General features: G+C 43.5%; 13 protein-coding genes and 2 pseudogenes. 5 read left to right on the forward strand and 10 right to left on the reverse strand.

Annotated elements, in window-relative coordinates; all coding sequences use genetic code 11:
* Positions 1-49: 49 nt before the first annotated feature.
* The 7 genes from MH215_RS06655 to MH215_RS06690 form a co-directional block, all read right to left on the reverse strand.
* Positions 50-817, reverse strand: a complete 768-nt coding sequence (locus tag MH215_RS06655) for a metallophosphoesterase family protein (RefSeq protein ID WP_343224552.1) — start codon at positions 815-817, stop codon at positions 50-52.
* A gap of 149 nt (positions 818-966) precedes the next feature.
* Positions 967-1,974, reverse strand: a complete 1,008-nt coding sequence (locus MH215_RS06660) for an LLM class flavin-dependent oxidoreductase (RefSeq protein ID WP_239289269.1) — start codon at positions 1,972-1,974, stop codon at positions 967-969.
* 209 nt (positions 1,975-2,183) lie between these two features.
* On the reverse strand, positions 2,184-4,121 hold the full coding sequence (locus MH215_RS06665) for an LTA synthase family protein (protein WP_239289270.1): 1,938 nt from the start codon (positions 4,119-4,121) through the stop codon (positions 2,184-2,186).
* Positions 4,122-4,291: 170 nt separating this feature from the next.
* Positions 4,292-5,386: an HAD-IIIA family hydrolase gene (locus MH215_RS29025; protein WP_275446016.1), complete on the reverse strand. Its 1,095-nt coding sequence runs from the start codon at positions 5,384-5,386 to the stop codon at positions 4,292-4,294.
* Positions 5,387-5,519: 133 nt separating this feature from the next.
* Positions 5,520-7,208, reverse strand: coding sequence for a putative PEP-binding protein (locus MH215_RS06680; RefSeq protein ID WP_239289271.1), 1,689 nt, complete (start codon positions 7,206-7,208; stop codon positions 5,520-5,522).
* Positions 7,209-7,457: 249 nt separating this feature from the next.
* Positions 7,458-8,381 (reverse strand): bifunctional helix-turn-helix transcriptional regulator/GNAT family N-acetyltransferase, encoded by a 924-nt coding sequence (locus MH215_RS06685; protein WP_239289272.1) that lies wholly within the window; start codon positions 8,379-8,381, stop codon positions 7,458-7,460.
* A 196-nt stretch (positions 8,382-8,577) separates the two neighbouring features.
* A complete protein-coding gene (locus MH215_RS06690) occupies positions 8,578-9,318 on the reverse strand; it encodes a class I SAM-dependent methyltransferase (RefSeq protein WP_239289273.1) in 741 nt (246 codons plus the stop codon).
* 114 nt (positions 9,319-9,432) lie between these two features.
* Between MH215_RS06690 and MH215_RS06695 the strand changes: the two genes are divergently transcribed.
* From MH215_RS06695 to MH215_RS06715, 5 genes and pseudogenes are all read left to right on the forward strand, one after another.
* Positions 9,433-10,635, forward strand: a complete 1,203-nt coding sequence (locus MH215_RS06695; protein WP_239289274.1) for an MFS transporter — start codon at positions 9,433-9,435, stop codon at positions 10,633-10,635.
* Positions 10,628-11,263, forward strand: coding sequence for a TetR/AcrR family transcriptional regulator (locus tag MH215_RS06700; RefSeq protein WP_239289275.1), 636 nt, complete (start codon positions 10,628-10,630; stop codon positions 11,261-11,263). Before MH215_RS06695 ends, MH215_RS06700 begins: the two co-directional genes overlap by 8 nt.
* A gap of 318 nt (positions 11,264-11,581) precedes the next feature.
* Complete coding sequence (locus tag MH215_RS06705; RefSeq protein ID WP_239289276.1) at positions 11,582-11,809, forward strand: hypothetical protein; 228 nt, start codon at positions 11,582-11,584, stop codon at positions 11,807-11,809.
* Positions 11,810-11,941: 132 nt separating this feature from the next.
* Positions 11,942-12,061: pseudogene (locus tag MH215_RS06710) on the forward strand (phospholipid methyltransferase); the annotation flags it as partial.
* 38 nt (positions 12,062-12,099) lie between these two features.
* A pseudogene (locus MH215_RS06715) lies at positions 12,100-12,189 on the forward strand (DNA-binding response regulator); the annotation flags it as partial.
* Positions 12,190-12,242: 53 nt separating this feature from the next.
* On the opposite strand, the gene MH215_RS06720 reads toward MH215_RS06715, so the two are convergent.
* From MH215_RS06720 to MH215_RS06730, 3 genes are read right to left on the reverse strand one after another with little or no spacing between them, the layout of a single operon-like run.
* Complete coding sequence (locus MH215_RS06720; RefSeq protein ID WP_239289873.1) at positions 12,243-13,163, reverse strand: type II CAAX endopeptidase family protein; 921 nt, start codon at positions 13,161-13,163, stop codon at positions 12,243-12,245.
* Between the two features lie 16 nt (positions 13,164-13,179).
* Positions 13,180-13,848 carry a 3'-5' exonuclease gene (locus MH215_RS06725; protein ID WP_239289278.1) on the reverse strand — a complete coding sequence of 223 codons (669 nt, stop codon included), beginning with the start codon at positions 13,846-13,848 and terminating at the stop codon, positions 13,180-13,182.
* A gap of 26 nt (positions 13,849-13,874) precedes the next feature.
* Entirely contained in the window at positions 13,875-14,456 is a 582-nt protein-coding gene (locus MH215_RS06730) for a histidine phosphatase family protein (RefSeq protein WP_239289280.1), read from the reverse strand.
* Positions 14,457-14,460: the final 4 nt, after the last annotated feature.

Below are 14,460 nucleotides of genomic sequence, written 5' to 3' on the forward strand. Positions count from 1 at the left end.
ATAAACTTATAAATTAGCATATGGAACCTAGATAAGCAATGCTCACACGTTAAAGATCCACGTCCTCTGCGTCCTCTGGGTTCTCCGCTTTTTTCACAAAGAACGTCTGTAGGCTGCCATCTTCCCTAATCATAAGCATATTCAATTGAGCACCATAAGCGCATCCACCGTCGATACCAATCTTATCTCCCGTTGAAGCGAACCAAATGCCCATCTCATCGTGCAGATATTTCACAGGTGTATGCCCAAAGACCACCGTTTCCTCAATTGCCGTAGGTCTGGAGTAGAAAGGTTCCCTAATCCACATAAAGTCACTCTCTGGCTGTTTGCGCCAATCCGGTACGTCAGGATTAATCCCTGCATGTACAAACACATAGCCCGGAATTTCATATACCAACGGAAGTTGATCCAGAAACTGAAGATGATGGCTATAGTGGTTGCGCACCCACACTTTGGCTTCATGATAGACATCCCAGTCCAATTCACTCTCGTCCCATGTTGTGACATGGTCTACATAACTAGCAAGTGTCTGTAACCCACCATTGCGAATCCAGTGGCTATCGTATTCCTTGATATCATTGGTCAACGCTTTGACCATCATCGCATCATGATTTCCCTTCAGCGCAATGATAGAATGACGTTCCTTAAGCTTCATGATCTGATCAACGACCTGTCTGCTCTGAGGCCCCCGATCTACATAGTCTCCAAGTAAAATTAATTCATCCTGAACCGAATCATAGCTCACATGGTGAAGTAGGGCATTGAATTCGTCGTAACAGCCATGAATATCACTTATAACACATCTACGAATGTGAATCCTTCCTCTCTTATAGAGGTTGTTACCAAAGCCCGATTGAGATTGTGATGAATATCTGACGCTATCTCCGTATCAGGAGATGGAATTCAGCAGAAATAACCGGACTTTGGAAACACATACTTATACTATAACATTCCCGACATAATCGCTTAATCCTTCTTTAAGCCGAAGGCTTCTGCAATCAAGCCGAATGAGCGAAGGCGTGCTTCAAATGAATGAATTGCTGAGGCGATGATCACTTCATCCGCTTCATGACGCTCAGCCATTGCTGTAATTTTCTCTTTCACCTGATCCGGTGTCCCTACGATGGAGAATGAACGACGCTGGCGAATCTGTTCCATTTCCATAGCGGTATAAGGATAATTATGAACCGTCTCTAAGGATGGGAATGAACTCTGTTCCAACCCACGGCCTAAGCGTAAGAAGAAAAGTTCATTGCTTCGAGCAAGCTCAGCCGCTTCCACTTCAGTCTCCGCACAGAACGCAGAGACAGCAATCATAGAATGAGGTCGATCATTAAGGATCGACGGTTTGAAATGTCGACGATAATGCTTCATGGCCTCTTCCCCGCCTGGTGTGCCAAAGAATTGAGCAAACGCATAAGCCGTTCCCTGCGCGGCTGCAATTCTTGCACCTTCGGAGCTAGAACCAAGCAGCCATACCTCTGGCACTGTCGGCACGGATGGAGCAGCTACTAGAGAGGCAAAGCGATGATCCTCTGACAATTGCTCATGAAAGTAACCCCCCAGATCTGCAATCTGTTGCGGGAAAAATTGCACGTTAGAGGATTTCCCCTCATTGAGAGCTCGACTTGCAATCGGCATCCCACCAGGTGCTCTACCAATCCCAAGATCAATACGACCAGGATGTAATGCCTCTAACAAACGGAAGTTCTCTGCAACCTTGTATGCACTATAATGTGGCAGCATTACACCACCTGATCCTACCCGAATATGTTCGGTATGAGCAGCGACATGCGCAATCATGACTTCAGGACTTGAAAAGGAAAGTGCACCGCCACCATGATGTTCTGACATCCAGAAACGCGAAAAACCAAGTTCATCAGCATGCTTCGCAAGCGTAACCGTCTCTTGAAGCGTATCCTGCACCGTACGTCCTTCGTTGATATGTCCATGTTCTAGCACACTTAATTTCATATCTATTCATTCCTCTCACTGTGTCTATATGGGTCTCTAATTAGATCTAAACCAAGTATCGCCAAATTAATTCTTATACCATTGTAACATTAATAATTACAGTTTCAAAATAAAACTCTTCCTTATCTGTTATCCGGATGAATAAAGTAACCAAAAACGCCACCCATATGAATACAGGTGACGTTTTGCATGATACTGAACACTACAAATTAGGGTGCCCGTTTAGGCAATAGCTTCACATACTCATCCGACAGCTTCATTAAGCTGAGCACATGCTCATAATCGGCACGATACGGTTCCAGATCAGTGACAGGTTCATACGTTGTAATCGAATATGCCTTCCCATCATCGAAACCCGCACCAGGAACAAACATGATCTCATTATTAACAAATGAGCCTGTCGGCAAATAATAGCGAATGCCAAATGCATTATGATCCATATTAAGCAGATCATGCCCAAAGGCCGTAAACTGCTCTTCTTGCAACGATACGCCCATCAAATTCAGTACCGTTGGCATGATGTCCAACTGACCTCCAGGCTGTTCAACCACTTGCCCTTTAGACTGCTGCGGTGTATGGATGATTAGTGGAATATTGAAACGACTCACATTCCCATCATATGGCACATTCAGATTGTCTTGAATCTGTTTCGTGATTTCATCATTTGCTGGCAGACCGAAGTGATCACCGTAAATGACTAACGTTGTGTTGTCCCACAGTCCACTTGCCTTTAATTCATTAATCAGTTGTCCAACCGCATAATCGGTATAATTGATAGCTTGCAAATAATCATGCAGCAATGTGTTCGTAATTGTCTCAGGAACAGTAATTCGTGCCCGATCAGCGGGGACTTTGAACGGTGAGTGGCTCGATGCTGTAATAAACTGTGCGTAGAACGGTTCGTTCGCAGCTTGATGTGCAGTCATTTTCTCCACACCGACACGATACAATTCTTCATCAGATGGACCAAAATCATTAAATCGATCATTCTTGAAACTTGGTTTGTCAAAATACCGATCGAATCCAATCGCAGGGTACATCTTGTTTCGGTTCCAGAACGTCACATCATTGCCATGAAACGTCTCTGACTGATATCCACGCTCGCGAAGCAGTTTCGGTAAGCTAGGTAAATCACGGTCACTATATCCGGCAGACATTGGAACTACGCCTGTAGGATAGATTGATGTGTTCGACATAAATTCAGCATCCGATGTATTACCTTGACCAATTTGTTGGAAGAAATGAGGGAAATAATAGCTTTCACTCGCTAATTCGTTCAACACTGGTGTTAACACCTGACCACCCAGTGAAGCGTGAATCGGAAAATTCTGAAAAGATTCTAGTTGTAACACAATCAGATTACTGCCTTTGGCTTCACCAAAATACTTCGCTTTAACTGGAGAGCCCTGACTTGTTTTATCTTGATATGGATATTGACTCACTAACTGATTGATCTTCGCAATGGTCTCATTAATGTTGCCATTAGCAATGGCTTCGTTTTCTTTGCTCGTCAGAATGGCTGAGGACACCTGGTAGTTAAGAAAACCAAGATTCTCTGCTCGAACCAGCTCATTATCAATCGTTTCACCTTTGACAATAAAGCTACCTGACAGAACGATGCTAAATGCAGCCGTAAGTGCGACTCCGACCTTACCCCAATATCTTCTACGGCTTTTTCCAAAGCTCAGTCCGCTGTTACTGTAACTTCCTTGACTACGGGAAGTACGTCTGGAGCGTAGGATAAACCAAAGTGGCAGTGCAAGCACGATATCCACAAAAAACATAAAATGCACAGGTCGAATGAGAGGTCCGATACTGCCTCGTACTTGAGCCACTTGACCTAATTCACTTAGTGCTGTGTACGTGGGAACTGAGCTAAAATGCACGTTATATAACGTTGCCGCAAACAGTACAAGAGAGAAAATCAAATTAAAGCCCCCGTACACCATACGTTTCCAGCGCTTAGGTACAATTAAATCAAGCACACAGACCACGGTTAGAGCACCAAGTGTATCTGTGAGAAAACCAATGCCAGAGAGGCCTTGGAAAAAGAAATACCGCAAAAGCGTGAGCTTCAGCAGCAAGAGGATAAATAACACGATAAATAATGTTCGTGATGATATCCGTTCGTATTTAGAATTATACATGGTCGTTTTCAACCCTTATCCGAAATTTTACGTTCTGTTTACAAAACGCATATTTCAGTATAACAGTTTTGCGTTATGTATTCCATGGAGGTTCGGGCGCAAAACTGCGGATAAGGTTGTCCCATGCCAAAGAATGCAAAACTACGACTCGAACGCGAGCAGTAGTTCCTCTATTTCGTTAGTTTAAGTTGGTCTTCATCCTGTTCATAGAGTTTGCTCATCATATATTCGTCCACATACGCACCATCAACTAGAAGAGATTTCGTTTTCTTTCCTTCCTGTACAAAACCCATCTTGTTATATAATCCGATCGCTGTGTTGTTATGACTCATGACCGTCAATTCCAATCGTGTTATATCTGCGCTTGATCTCCACGACTCCAATGCTGCCATAAGCCGCGTACCGATGCCTTGTCCAGCATAAGCTTTACGCACACCAATCACGATACTTGCTCTATGACGAATCCGTTCGGCGCTGCCTCCAATGACAGTAAGGTGACCAATGAAACGACCCTGATGTTCTGCAAGCCAGGTTGTACTATTAGATGATGCATTTAATTGGACTATGAACCGTGCCTGTGCTTGAATGGTTGATTTACGCTCGCCCGGATTATAGAGCATATATGTACTCTCACGATCCAAAGCCCGATGTAGTTCTAGCAGAGCTGCCGCATCTTCTGACGTAGCTTGACGGATAACTATATCTTGAATAGGTTGAACCCTTCTCTGCACAATCCAATTCACCGCATCGTTAAAATCAGTGGCTACATAGTCTGCTTCCATGGTGTCCCATCGAAACCGATCTTCTTCCAATGCACGCATACCTGCACCCGTCATAACGAGTGCGCATAAACACCCTGCAGCACGTGCCGCAACCATGTCTGACCAACGGTCGCCAATGACAATACACTGTTCGAGCTTCAGTTGATGATCTTCTGCTGCTTGGATCAACATATCAGGTCTCGGTTTGCGACATTTACACTGTTCATGAGCCGGATGAGGACACACATACGTATGCTCGATCCCGAAGTGCTTCATCTCTTGTTGAAAAGCTTCGACTGTGGAATGTCCTGATGTTATACCAGGCTGGTTCGTAAAGCCAAATAATTTGAATTCATGCTGTGATAGTGTGCTGATCGATTCTGCCACACCATCAAACAATTGCATCTCACCAGGATATTCAATCTTGTCTGAACCTCCAATTGTGCCATCACGGTCTATAAACACCGCTTGTGTTGGAACGTTTCGTATGTTCGGAGTGGTCATGTTACTGTCTCCCCTCTTATGTATAAATTACGAGTACAGCTTAATTCATTCTGCGATAAAAAAAGAGATATGCGAACAGACACATTATATCATGTAGTGTTACGCATACCCCTCAATCGTTCATATTTGATATTTACGCTGTCGTTGAAATGTCATGACTCTGTATGCTCTTGCCCTGCTTCTGTTCTCTAATCGCCGCTTGCGCAGCCGCCATTCGTGCAAACGGAACTTGCTCTGGGGAACAGCTCACATAATCTAATCCTATGCGATGGCAGTAAGCAATCGTAGCTGCATTCGCAGCTTGTTCTCCACAGACTCCTGACCTGAGATACGGTTTACGGGCTTTACCTTGTACAACGCTCATTTCCACAAGATTTTTATTTTCTTGAACATCCAACGCTCTGAATGAGAAAAAGTCAGCATGGCGAGCCATTTGAGTTGCGATTGTGCCCGCTCTAGAAATTTCTATAGTTGTACCTACTTTATATAGACAATGCCTTTTTTCCTCGCCCAAAATCTGGTCAGCTATATGATCCACCAGCTCCCTCAATCGCTGCAATTCGTTGGAATCGCTTACAGGTGGAATCAAAATTTCGGGTCGTACCCATAGTCCCTGACGAATAGCTTTTAAGGCTGCGCGAAAAATCGCTTCAATCTGCATATCAAGTATATCAGCTTCAACATTAAGCAATCGTTCATCCCATGCCGGGTCCAGCAGATTAATCGTTACCGGATAACCATCCATCACTTCGAAAAAATGCTCAAAGTCTGCTTGCAGCATCGGGAGCAAACGTTCTACCCCACGTCTACGTTCGTATTCGTTGTCAGCTGTGATCATCTTCTGGACAAAAGGTATTCGGGATGGTGATAACAGCATTGTCTCGATCTGACATTGCCCTATCCCTTCTGCTCCTAACGCTCGTGCGAGGACACCATCCCTTGGATGGTTTACATTGGCAAGCACCAATACAGACCTCACCTCATCAGCCCATTCAAGCAACTGTTGCACGGCCAATGATTGCTGTGACGGCTGCTCTATGAATTCGATTAATTCCGTCACTTGTGATGGCTCTATTCGCAATAAAGCTTCTTCTTTTGTAATCAAACCTTCACTCACCATATCGACAGCCGTCTTGCATGCTGCTTCTGAACTCATATGCTCTCCATATTCCTCGTTCATCATTACCTGGACTAGAACTGGACTACAGTGCAAATGGGAGAATGCTCCTAGTGCTTGGTAGAGTTGAGCCTTCACCTCTTGAGGAAATGGTGTCCTACCATGAATTTCAATTATTATTTTGTGTTCGGTGATGATGCGTTCTAATTCAAGTTCGTCCTGTATCTCAGGCTCACTTATGAACTCGCCAAATAATTCATATGGAATTCCATGTACCAAATAACCAAAGTCCTGCAATAAGCTTCGATAGCAATGAAGTGCATAACAGCGATCTTGCGTTTGGTCAGCGAGCCCTTCCACCGTCACATCGTTTAGTCCAACATAAAGGAAGGACTCCCGTTCATTCGTTGTGGAACGAACTTCATTCGGCATAACGGAAAGTAGAAGCGGTGTCTTGACATCACCGAAGAGCTTACCCGTGCGCTGTTCCAAATGGTGGATCGCACTTTCCACCTCCTGAGCTGCATCAGTTGAACAATGTCCAAGACGGGTACTGAACTCGCGACAGCATTCCGTTGTTACAGCGAACCCGGCTGGAACAGGCCAGCCAGCATGAAGTAACTCGGAAAGACCGGCTCCTTGACTGCCTATAAGTCCCTTCATCTCTGCCGTACCATCCTCCAACAGAACTACCCGTTTCGTCATTACAGCTCTCCCATCTGCCATGATATGGCTGTGCTTAAAGGCATTTGACCCTTGCGAATCGTCCTTCACTCTAAGATATGTCGCACTACTGCAATCAAGGACAGTTGGTTGAGTATTTTCTGTGTTTATGTACGTTTTCCCAGGAGATCCATGTATGGTCATAAATAGTTGCATACGGTAATTAAAAAGTAGCTGATTTTATGAAAGTCATGAAAATAAGAAAGCCGCTTATTCAGCGACTATTTTCCCTCAAAGCTTCAGTTCATAAGTTTGTTCGATGTGAAGAACTCCCCATGCTTCGTTCTCTTGTTCTTTCGTTTTAACAAAACCTTGCTTGCTATACATCGTTATAGCTGTTTTCTGATCCTCCGTTGTTTCCAAAAATACATTAGAGTATCCTTTCTCCTTGCAATAAGCAATGGCCTCATGAATGAGTTTCTTTCCAATACCCATCCCTCTGCAATCTGGATGCAGGATAAACCACCGAATCTGGGCTCTATTTCCTGGATGCCCAATAACCGCAATACTGCCAACAATTTCGTTGTCGGTTTCTGCCAACCAAAACCGATCCTTGTCCGGATTGTAAGTCTGGAGCACATCATAGAACGTCTTACAGACATACCCTTCAAATATATGATTATAGCCGCACTCCTTGGCGTATACCCAACCATGAAGATGAATCAATGCTCCGACGTCTCCTGGTCTTAATTCAGTCCGTACCTCTATTGTACGTTCTTCCGAATTACCAGATAACTTGTTCTGGATCGTGGTCATGCTTTTGGCTATACTTAACCGACTTTGTTCAGAAAATTCAATAATCATGTTGCTTATTTGTTCATCGGACAATTCGTTCAAGTGAGTCAACGTTTCTTCACCGAGGTCTGTCAAATACAGAAAGGACGCTCTTCCATCCTCCTTGGATTGCACACGGTGGGTTAATCCTAGTTTTTCAAACCGTTTTAACATTCGACTTAAATATCCCGGATCCAGTCCTAGCTGCTCAATGAGCATGCTGGCCTTGCATTCTTTAGACTGACCTATTTCATAAAGAACCCGAACCTCCGAGAGAGAAAACTCGCTATCAAGGAGATGCTTATCCAGTAAACCCAGCACCTTAGTATAGTATCGGTTAAATCGGCGAATGATTGGAATGATCGATGTTGGGGAATTCATGGTGTCCTCCTGCATAATGGAATGAATTTAGTTGACTTAGTCAATTATATTCATCATATCCATTTTATTTGACTAAGTCAAATAAACGAAAATATCATAAAAGTAAAAACCGACTAATTTCCTTATCAAAGGAATGTAAGTCGGTTCTGTTAACAGGATAATAGGACAGACCTCTCTAGAGGCCACTCCATCCGTACTAATTTTTGCGACAAACACTAATAATGGATGAATCCAGCGGGGTAAAAGGCGTTTTATCCCAGTCTGCATATTGATGTTCAATAGTAAAGTTTTGACTCACCAGCAGGTCATGAAGTGTAGCATTGTCTGTAAAGCGACAGGCGATTCGTGAAGTTGTTTGCCTAGAACCCCAATCTCGAATCGTGAACCAGTGCATGATCTGGTTGGCTGCATCATACGTTTGGGTTCCAGATACCTTGACTGTAACCCCATCGATATCGACGAATGTTCCCCAGCTCTCTTCCCCTTCATCACTTAGATCGCTGCCCTCAGGATTACGTGTTTCAAAAACAAACAGACCACCCGGCTCCAAAAGTTCGTGAACGGTATGTAGTAATGCCTTCTGATCCTCATCACTCAAAAAAGCCTGAAACGCGTTCCCTGTCAAATAGATCATTGCATAACGATGATCGGATTCGAAAGTGCGAGCGTCCGCCTCAATAAACTCCACCGGAAGAACTTCAGCCTTTACACGTGCATATGCCAGCATTGAGGCAGCTATATCTACACCAGTGATATCAATCCCTGCACGAGCCAGATGAATCGTTGTCATGCCCGTACCACAAGCGAGATCTAACACTTTCCCAGGATTAGATCTTGCCATCTCCAGATAAAAATCGTGTTTGTTCGTCTCACCGCCGAACTCAAGGTCATAATTCATTGGATCTCGGTACTCTTCAAGGTTGTTATGATTGATCAATAAGACTCATCCTTCCCCCAAAAAAAATGATTTACAAAATCAATTATACTGCATTATTATGGTTTACATATCGTAAAGGTTAACACTGTGTAAACAAAGGAGAAATATACGTTCATGGGTACATTGCCAAAATCTGTTCGTTTCCCGCTTTTGATTCTAATGTTAAATCTGTTTATCGCTTTATTAGGGCAGGGTATGCTTATCCCCATATTGCCAGAGTATTTGAAGTTATTTCATGCGGGAGGTACAGTCGCTGGATTTTTGGTAGCTGCCTTTGGGGCGGCTCAATTTTTATTTTCACCGCTTGGTGGACAATGGGCTGATCGCTTTGGTCGCAAAAAATTAATCATTGCCGGCATGTTTCTCTCCGTTGTTTCGGATATCATATTTGCCCTATCTACATCGTTGCCGCTTCTATACATCGCACGTTTTATCGGAGGTATCAGCTTAGGATTGATGGTTCCTGCCAATCTCGCATATGTCGCCGATATTACTACGCCAGAGACGCGTGCCAAAGGTATGGGCTATTTCGGTGCAGCCATGAATCTGGGTATGGTTCTCGGACCTGGTCTTGGCGGATTCATCGCTGAGATGGGCATTCGTATGCCTTATTTCTTCGCGGCTGGTCTTGGGCTTGTCGCAGGTATGCTTACTCTACTTCTACCAGAGACATTACCTCCGGAGAAAAGAACCCTTCCTCAGCCGAAGGAGAAAGGTAATCATCTGGGCAAGCATATCTGGAGCTCATTTCAAGTCCCTTATTTCAAATATTTGCTTCTGCTTCTCGTGATGACCTTTGGTCTGATGAGTTATGAGACCGTATTCTCTCTTTTTGCAGAGCAAAAATATGGCTTTGACGCTGCAACGATCTCCATTATTATTACCATGGGAGCCATCATCGGTATCGTCGTTCAGATCTGGCTGCTTGATTGGTCAGTGCGAAGAATCGGCGAAATTAAGCTTATTCGACTCTCTCTAATCATGGCGCCGATTGCACTACTACTTATGTTAATTAAGGTCAACTTAGTGTATCTCTTGTTCGCTTCTGCTTTATTTTTTGCTTTTAATGCATTTTTACGGCCGTCAGTCAGTACACTCATTTCCAAAAACGCCGGGGATCGACAAGGATACGCTTCGGGTTTAAATACGACGTATTCCAGTTTAGGTACTGTATTTGGGCCGCTTGTTGCAGGGCTGTTGTTTGACAAAAACTTGAACTTCCCGTATATTTTTGGTGCAATTATGCTTCTTGCTGCAATATCACTAACGCTCAATGCACGTCGGTCCAAGAAAGGATTACAAACTACTAGTGAATGAAAACTGGCATCAGCAGATTAGAAATAAACATCGTGATGATCTGATCGCAGCAGGCAAAGAGCTCTTTTTGAAGCACGGTCTGCTTCAGGTGAAGATCAAGGACGTTTGCTCCAAAGCAGAGCTAAGCCGAGTGACCTTCTATAAGCACTTTCAGTCGCTCGATGAGCTGCTTCTTACTATTCAAATGCAATTGGTTGTGAATTTAACGGATCATGTTAGTCTTTCGAGTAATAATGGGTTAAATGGTCGTGAACAGCTCAAATCCATGCTTCATGCCTGGATCAGCTTTGCACGGAACCATCCGGATCATATTCGGTTCATTCAACTGTTTGACATCAATTACGAGGTCTATGATTTCACTCCTGAACTAAGAGAAACGTATGATCAATTCAATCAGATTGGGAAAGAAAATCACTTCCTGTTAGATGTGCTGAATGCAGGAATTGCTGACGAAAGCATTAAGAACACCACTTCTCCACTCCAACTTGCCCAGTTTATATTTACCGTGATGATGGGTGCACTTCAGAAGATGGTCACACGGCGTTCAGATGATCTCTCTCCACCTAATGTACAGATGACAGAGCAGTTGGTAGACATGCTACTGCGTTATGCATGCAATGAGAACTAACTTGGCGGGCTTCTGGAATAGACACTTCTAAGCTTAAGCTCGTACAAAACTTATGATGGGTAACATATATGCTTTTACAGGGCTATCGGGATTTTCTCGGTAGCCCTGTTCGTTATGCTATCCAGTGATTCCTCATCCATTGATTATCATCACAACAACACTAAAAACGATTGCCAACATCTCGTTGACAATCGTTTTTTTTGCGCAGATTTACTTTTCATCTACGAAATCTTTAGTTTTTCTTCAGAATTATTCTTACGAATTCCTCAGTATTTTTCATTATCATGTCTATATTCACAAAAAAGCGGAGGTAAAACAATGGCCAGCAATGCAATCTTAGAGTTACTTCACCAGTATGGTTATCTGTTTTTTTATTTTGCCTTCTCGCTTGGTCCATTTGGCGTTCCAATTCCGAATGAAATTACGATCATCAGTGGAGCCTTATTAAGCCATTTAGGTGTAATCAATGCATTCATAACGTACTGCTGTATTTTGTCTGGATTGTTAACGGCCATCACGATTGCATACGTTGTAGGAAAACATTAGCTTCATATAAATAACATCTTGGAGGAACCAACATTGAAAACGAATGAATCTCTTCTTTTTCTGAAAAGCTTTTTTCGCAGTCCCAAAAATGTAGGCAGCATCATTCCCAGCTCTCGTTTCTTAGCGAGCAAAATGGTAAGTCAGGCACCTTGGCTTGAAGCCAAAGCTGTAGCCGAGCTTGGATCGGGTACTGGAGCAATTACACGCTACATTAATAATCAGGTTCAGCAATCAACTAAAGTATTATTATTCGAGATGGATGAGACGATGAGGCATCAACTGCAAAGTACATTTCCGCGAAGGAAGAGGATATTGATAAAATCACGGGAGTCACCACCGGAGCGGACGATTATATGATCAAACCGTTTAATCCATTAGAATGACTTGCCCGTGTCAAAACTCAACTACGGCGATCTGAACTAACGCTCCCTTATCAAGCAGATTTTCCTATCCAAAACTTGATAACAAACACAACTATAGACAGCAGGATCGGTATAATCCAAGCCAACGAACGGATTCCAGCAGAAGCACTAGTCCTCTTCGCTCTTAATCCCTTCTCAGGATGATCAAACCGAGCATACAACCATCTACAGATCATCAAAGTAATTAATGAGGCAAAACCCGTCAACAGCAGGATGGATAGGCTCGGTCCTTCAGGGGTAGAAATCCCTTCCAGCATATCTCCTCCCTGGATGTATGAGCTAATTACATACGTGGAGTTCGTGATCATATGAACAATAATGCCTGGGATGATGGAGCCTGAGCGAATGACAATGATAGCTGAAACGAGAGCCGATCCGAATAGTTCAATTAATCGATAGGGGTTGTCGTGGAACAATGCGAACAGAAAAGAACTGATGATTGCAGCAAACCAAAGACCCCGTGTGGCATACCCGCTCAGTAGAACTCCTCGAAACAGTAGCTCCTCACAGATCGGTGGAATAATTCCGATGCTCAACAGGAGAATACTTAAGGAAAACAGGGAGTCTGCAATCGGATAATACGATGTTGCATAAGAAACCCCTAACCATTGAGAGACAACCTCGGTAATCTGGTGGAAAAACAGCAAGATAATCTGACTTAGAGCAAATATCAACAAAGACAGGATGATATTCCGCAAAGAAACTTTATGTAGCCTAAATGCTGTGCGAAGAGATATTTTTCGGTATCGACACCAGATCACAGCGGGTATCACGTTGAGTACGATTTGACCAACTGCTACATATGCGAGAAATAACATTAGATTATCGTGATGTGGACTGCCTTTCGAACTAATCCACGCCGTGAACAAAATGCCCATGACATAGGACACAAAAAAGATCCATCCCACACTTCTCATCGTCAGTCGGTTCATCACTTCAGTTCGTCCCCTAGTTATCATTCAGATACATCTCTGGTATGACAAATCTTTTCATTGAGCGAGCAGGATCCGCTGTAAAATCGTTCAGACCAAGCACCCGGTATTCTTCTAAAATACGTTCGAATATAAGTGCGATAATGGTACAATCTGCGAGTGCATCATGTCTCTGAATGCCTTCCGTATCCAAGCTGTAGTATTGAATCAGAAAATCCGTGGAGATCACTTCCGTTATCTCAGGATGGATGTATGTAAACATGGCTTTGGTATCCAGTACATCATTGTTAAACATCGGCAGTCCATACAGCTCACAATGACGTCTTAAAATCGGCAAATCATATTCATATCCCGCTTGTGTCACAAGTACACGATCTCCGATGAAATCGGTAAAGGCATGAAAGGCTTCTATAAATGAGGGAGCCGTAATCATATCCTCATTGGTAATGCCCGTTAATTGCGCAACGGCTTGCGGTATCGGTTTTTTTGCTCGTGATAATGTCGAGAATGTCTCATGTAGTTGGTCACGATTATTGAATAACATCGCTCCAAATTGCGTCACACTTTCTCGATCTGGTAAGATCCCTGTGCCTTCGAGATCAAATATGCAATATGTTTGCCCCTGTAACGGTGAAACGTGTATATCTTCGATGGTGTATGTATGATTAAGAAATGTAGTTTTCATTACTATCTCCTCTCTACTTCTAAGTATTAGGGCTCCCATAACCGACTTACGTGCATGAGCTTATGATCTTCATTAAACTCCAGCTTATAAATATCTGGCATCGAGGTGCTTCCCCAGAAGCCATAATCATAGGATTCGTCATAATAATTGAAGATCAGGGTCATTACATCCCCATGTGTGCCGATCACAATCTTTTGCCCAGAATGCCGTTCCAAGATGTCTGATATAGCTTGAACTGCACGCTGCTGAGCTTGAATGCTGGATTCACCACCAGGAAAGGCGAATGAGCGATCTTCATACAGCTTACGCTTAGCTGATCGAAAGTTGGTATGCCGCACATTGGAACTAGATAGTGCACGCTCACGCAAATCTTCATTGGTTACGATCTCAGTTCCCATTTTGTCTGCCAGCCCTTGCACGGTATCCAGCGCACGCTTATACGGACTTGAATAAAACAGATTAATGTTCTTATGAAGAAGTAAGCATGAAACCATCTCGGCGTCATGCTTACCTTGTTCTGTCAATCCACGTTCACGCTCTAGCCCTTCCACATACTCGGATTCTGCGTGTCTTACAAAATACAACGTCGTCAAGACATCGTTGCTCATGCAT

Origin of the sequence: Paenibacillus sp. ACRSA (assembly GCF_022346845.1) — a bacterium.
Taxonomy (GTDB): Bacteria; Bacillota; Bacilli; order Paenibacillales; family Paenibacillaceae; genus Paenibacillus.

What these genes read in the sequence shown, in the direction of transcription:
- MH215_RS06720 (WP_239289873.1), bottom strand. Translation starts at nt 13,163, where the DNA reads ATGAACCGACTGACGATGAGAAGTGTGGGATGGATCTTTTTTGTGTCC.
- MH215_RS06665 (WP_239289270.1), bottom strand. Translation starts at nt 4,121, where the DNA reads ATGTATAATTCTAAATACGAACGGATATCATCACGAACATTATTTATC.
- MH215_RS06725 (WP_239289278.1), bottom strand. Translation starts at nt 13,848, where the DNA reads ATGAAAACTACATTTCTTAATCATACATACACCATCGAAGATATACAC.
- MH215_RS06660 (WP_239289269.1), bottom strand. Translation starts at nt 1,974, where the DNA reads ATGAAATTAAGTGTGCTAGAACATGGACATATCAACGAAGGACGTACG.
- MH215_RS06705 (WP_239289276.1), top strand. Translation starts at nt 11,582, where the DNA reads ATGGCCAGCAATGCAATCTTAGAGTTACTTCACCAGTATGGTTATCTG.
- MH215_RS06695 (WP_239289274.1), top strand. Translation starts at nt 9,433, where the DNA reads ATGGGTACATTGCCAAAATCTGTTCGTTTCCCGCTTTTGATTCTAATG.
- MH215_RS06685 (WP_239289272.1), bottom strand. Translation starts at nt 8,381, where the DNA reads ATGAATTCCCCAACATCGATCATTCCAATCATTCGCCGATTTAACCGA.
- MH215_RS29025 (WP_275446016.1), bottom strand. Translation starts at nt 5,386, where the DNA reads ATGACCACTCCGAACATACGAAACGTTCCAACACAAGCGGTGTTTATA.
- MH215_RS06680 (WP_239289271.1), bottom strand. Translation starts at nt 7,208, where the DNA reads ATGACGAAACGGGTAGTTCTGTTGGAGGATGGTACGGCAGAGATGAAG.
- MH215_RS06730 (WP_239289280.1), bottom strand. Translation starts at nt 14,456, where the DNA reads ATGAGCAACGATGTCTTGACGACGTTGTATTTTGTAAGACACGCAGAA.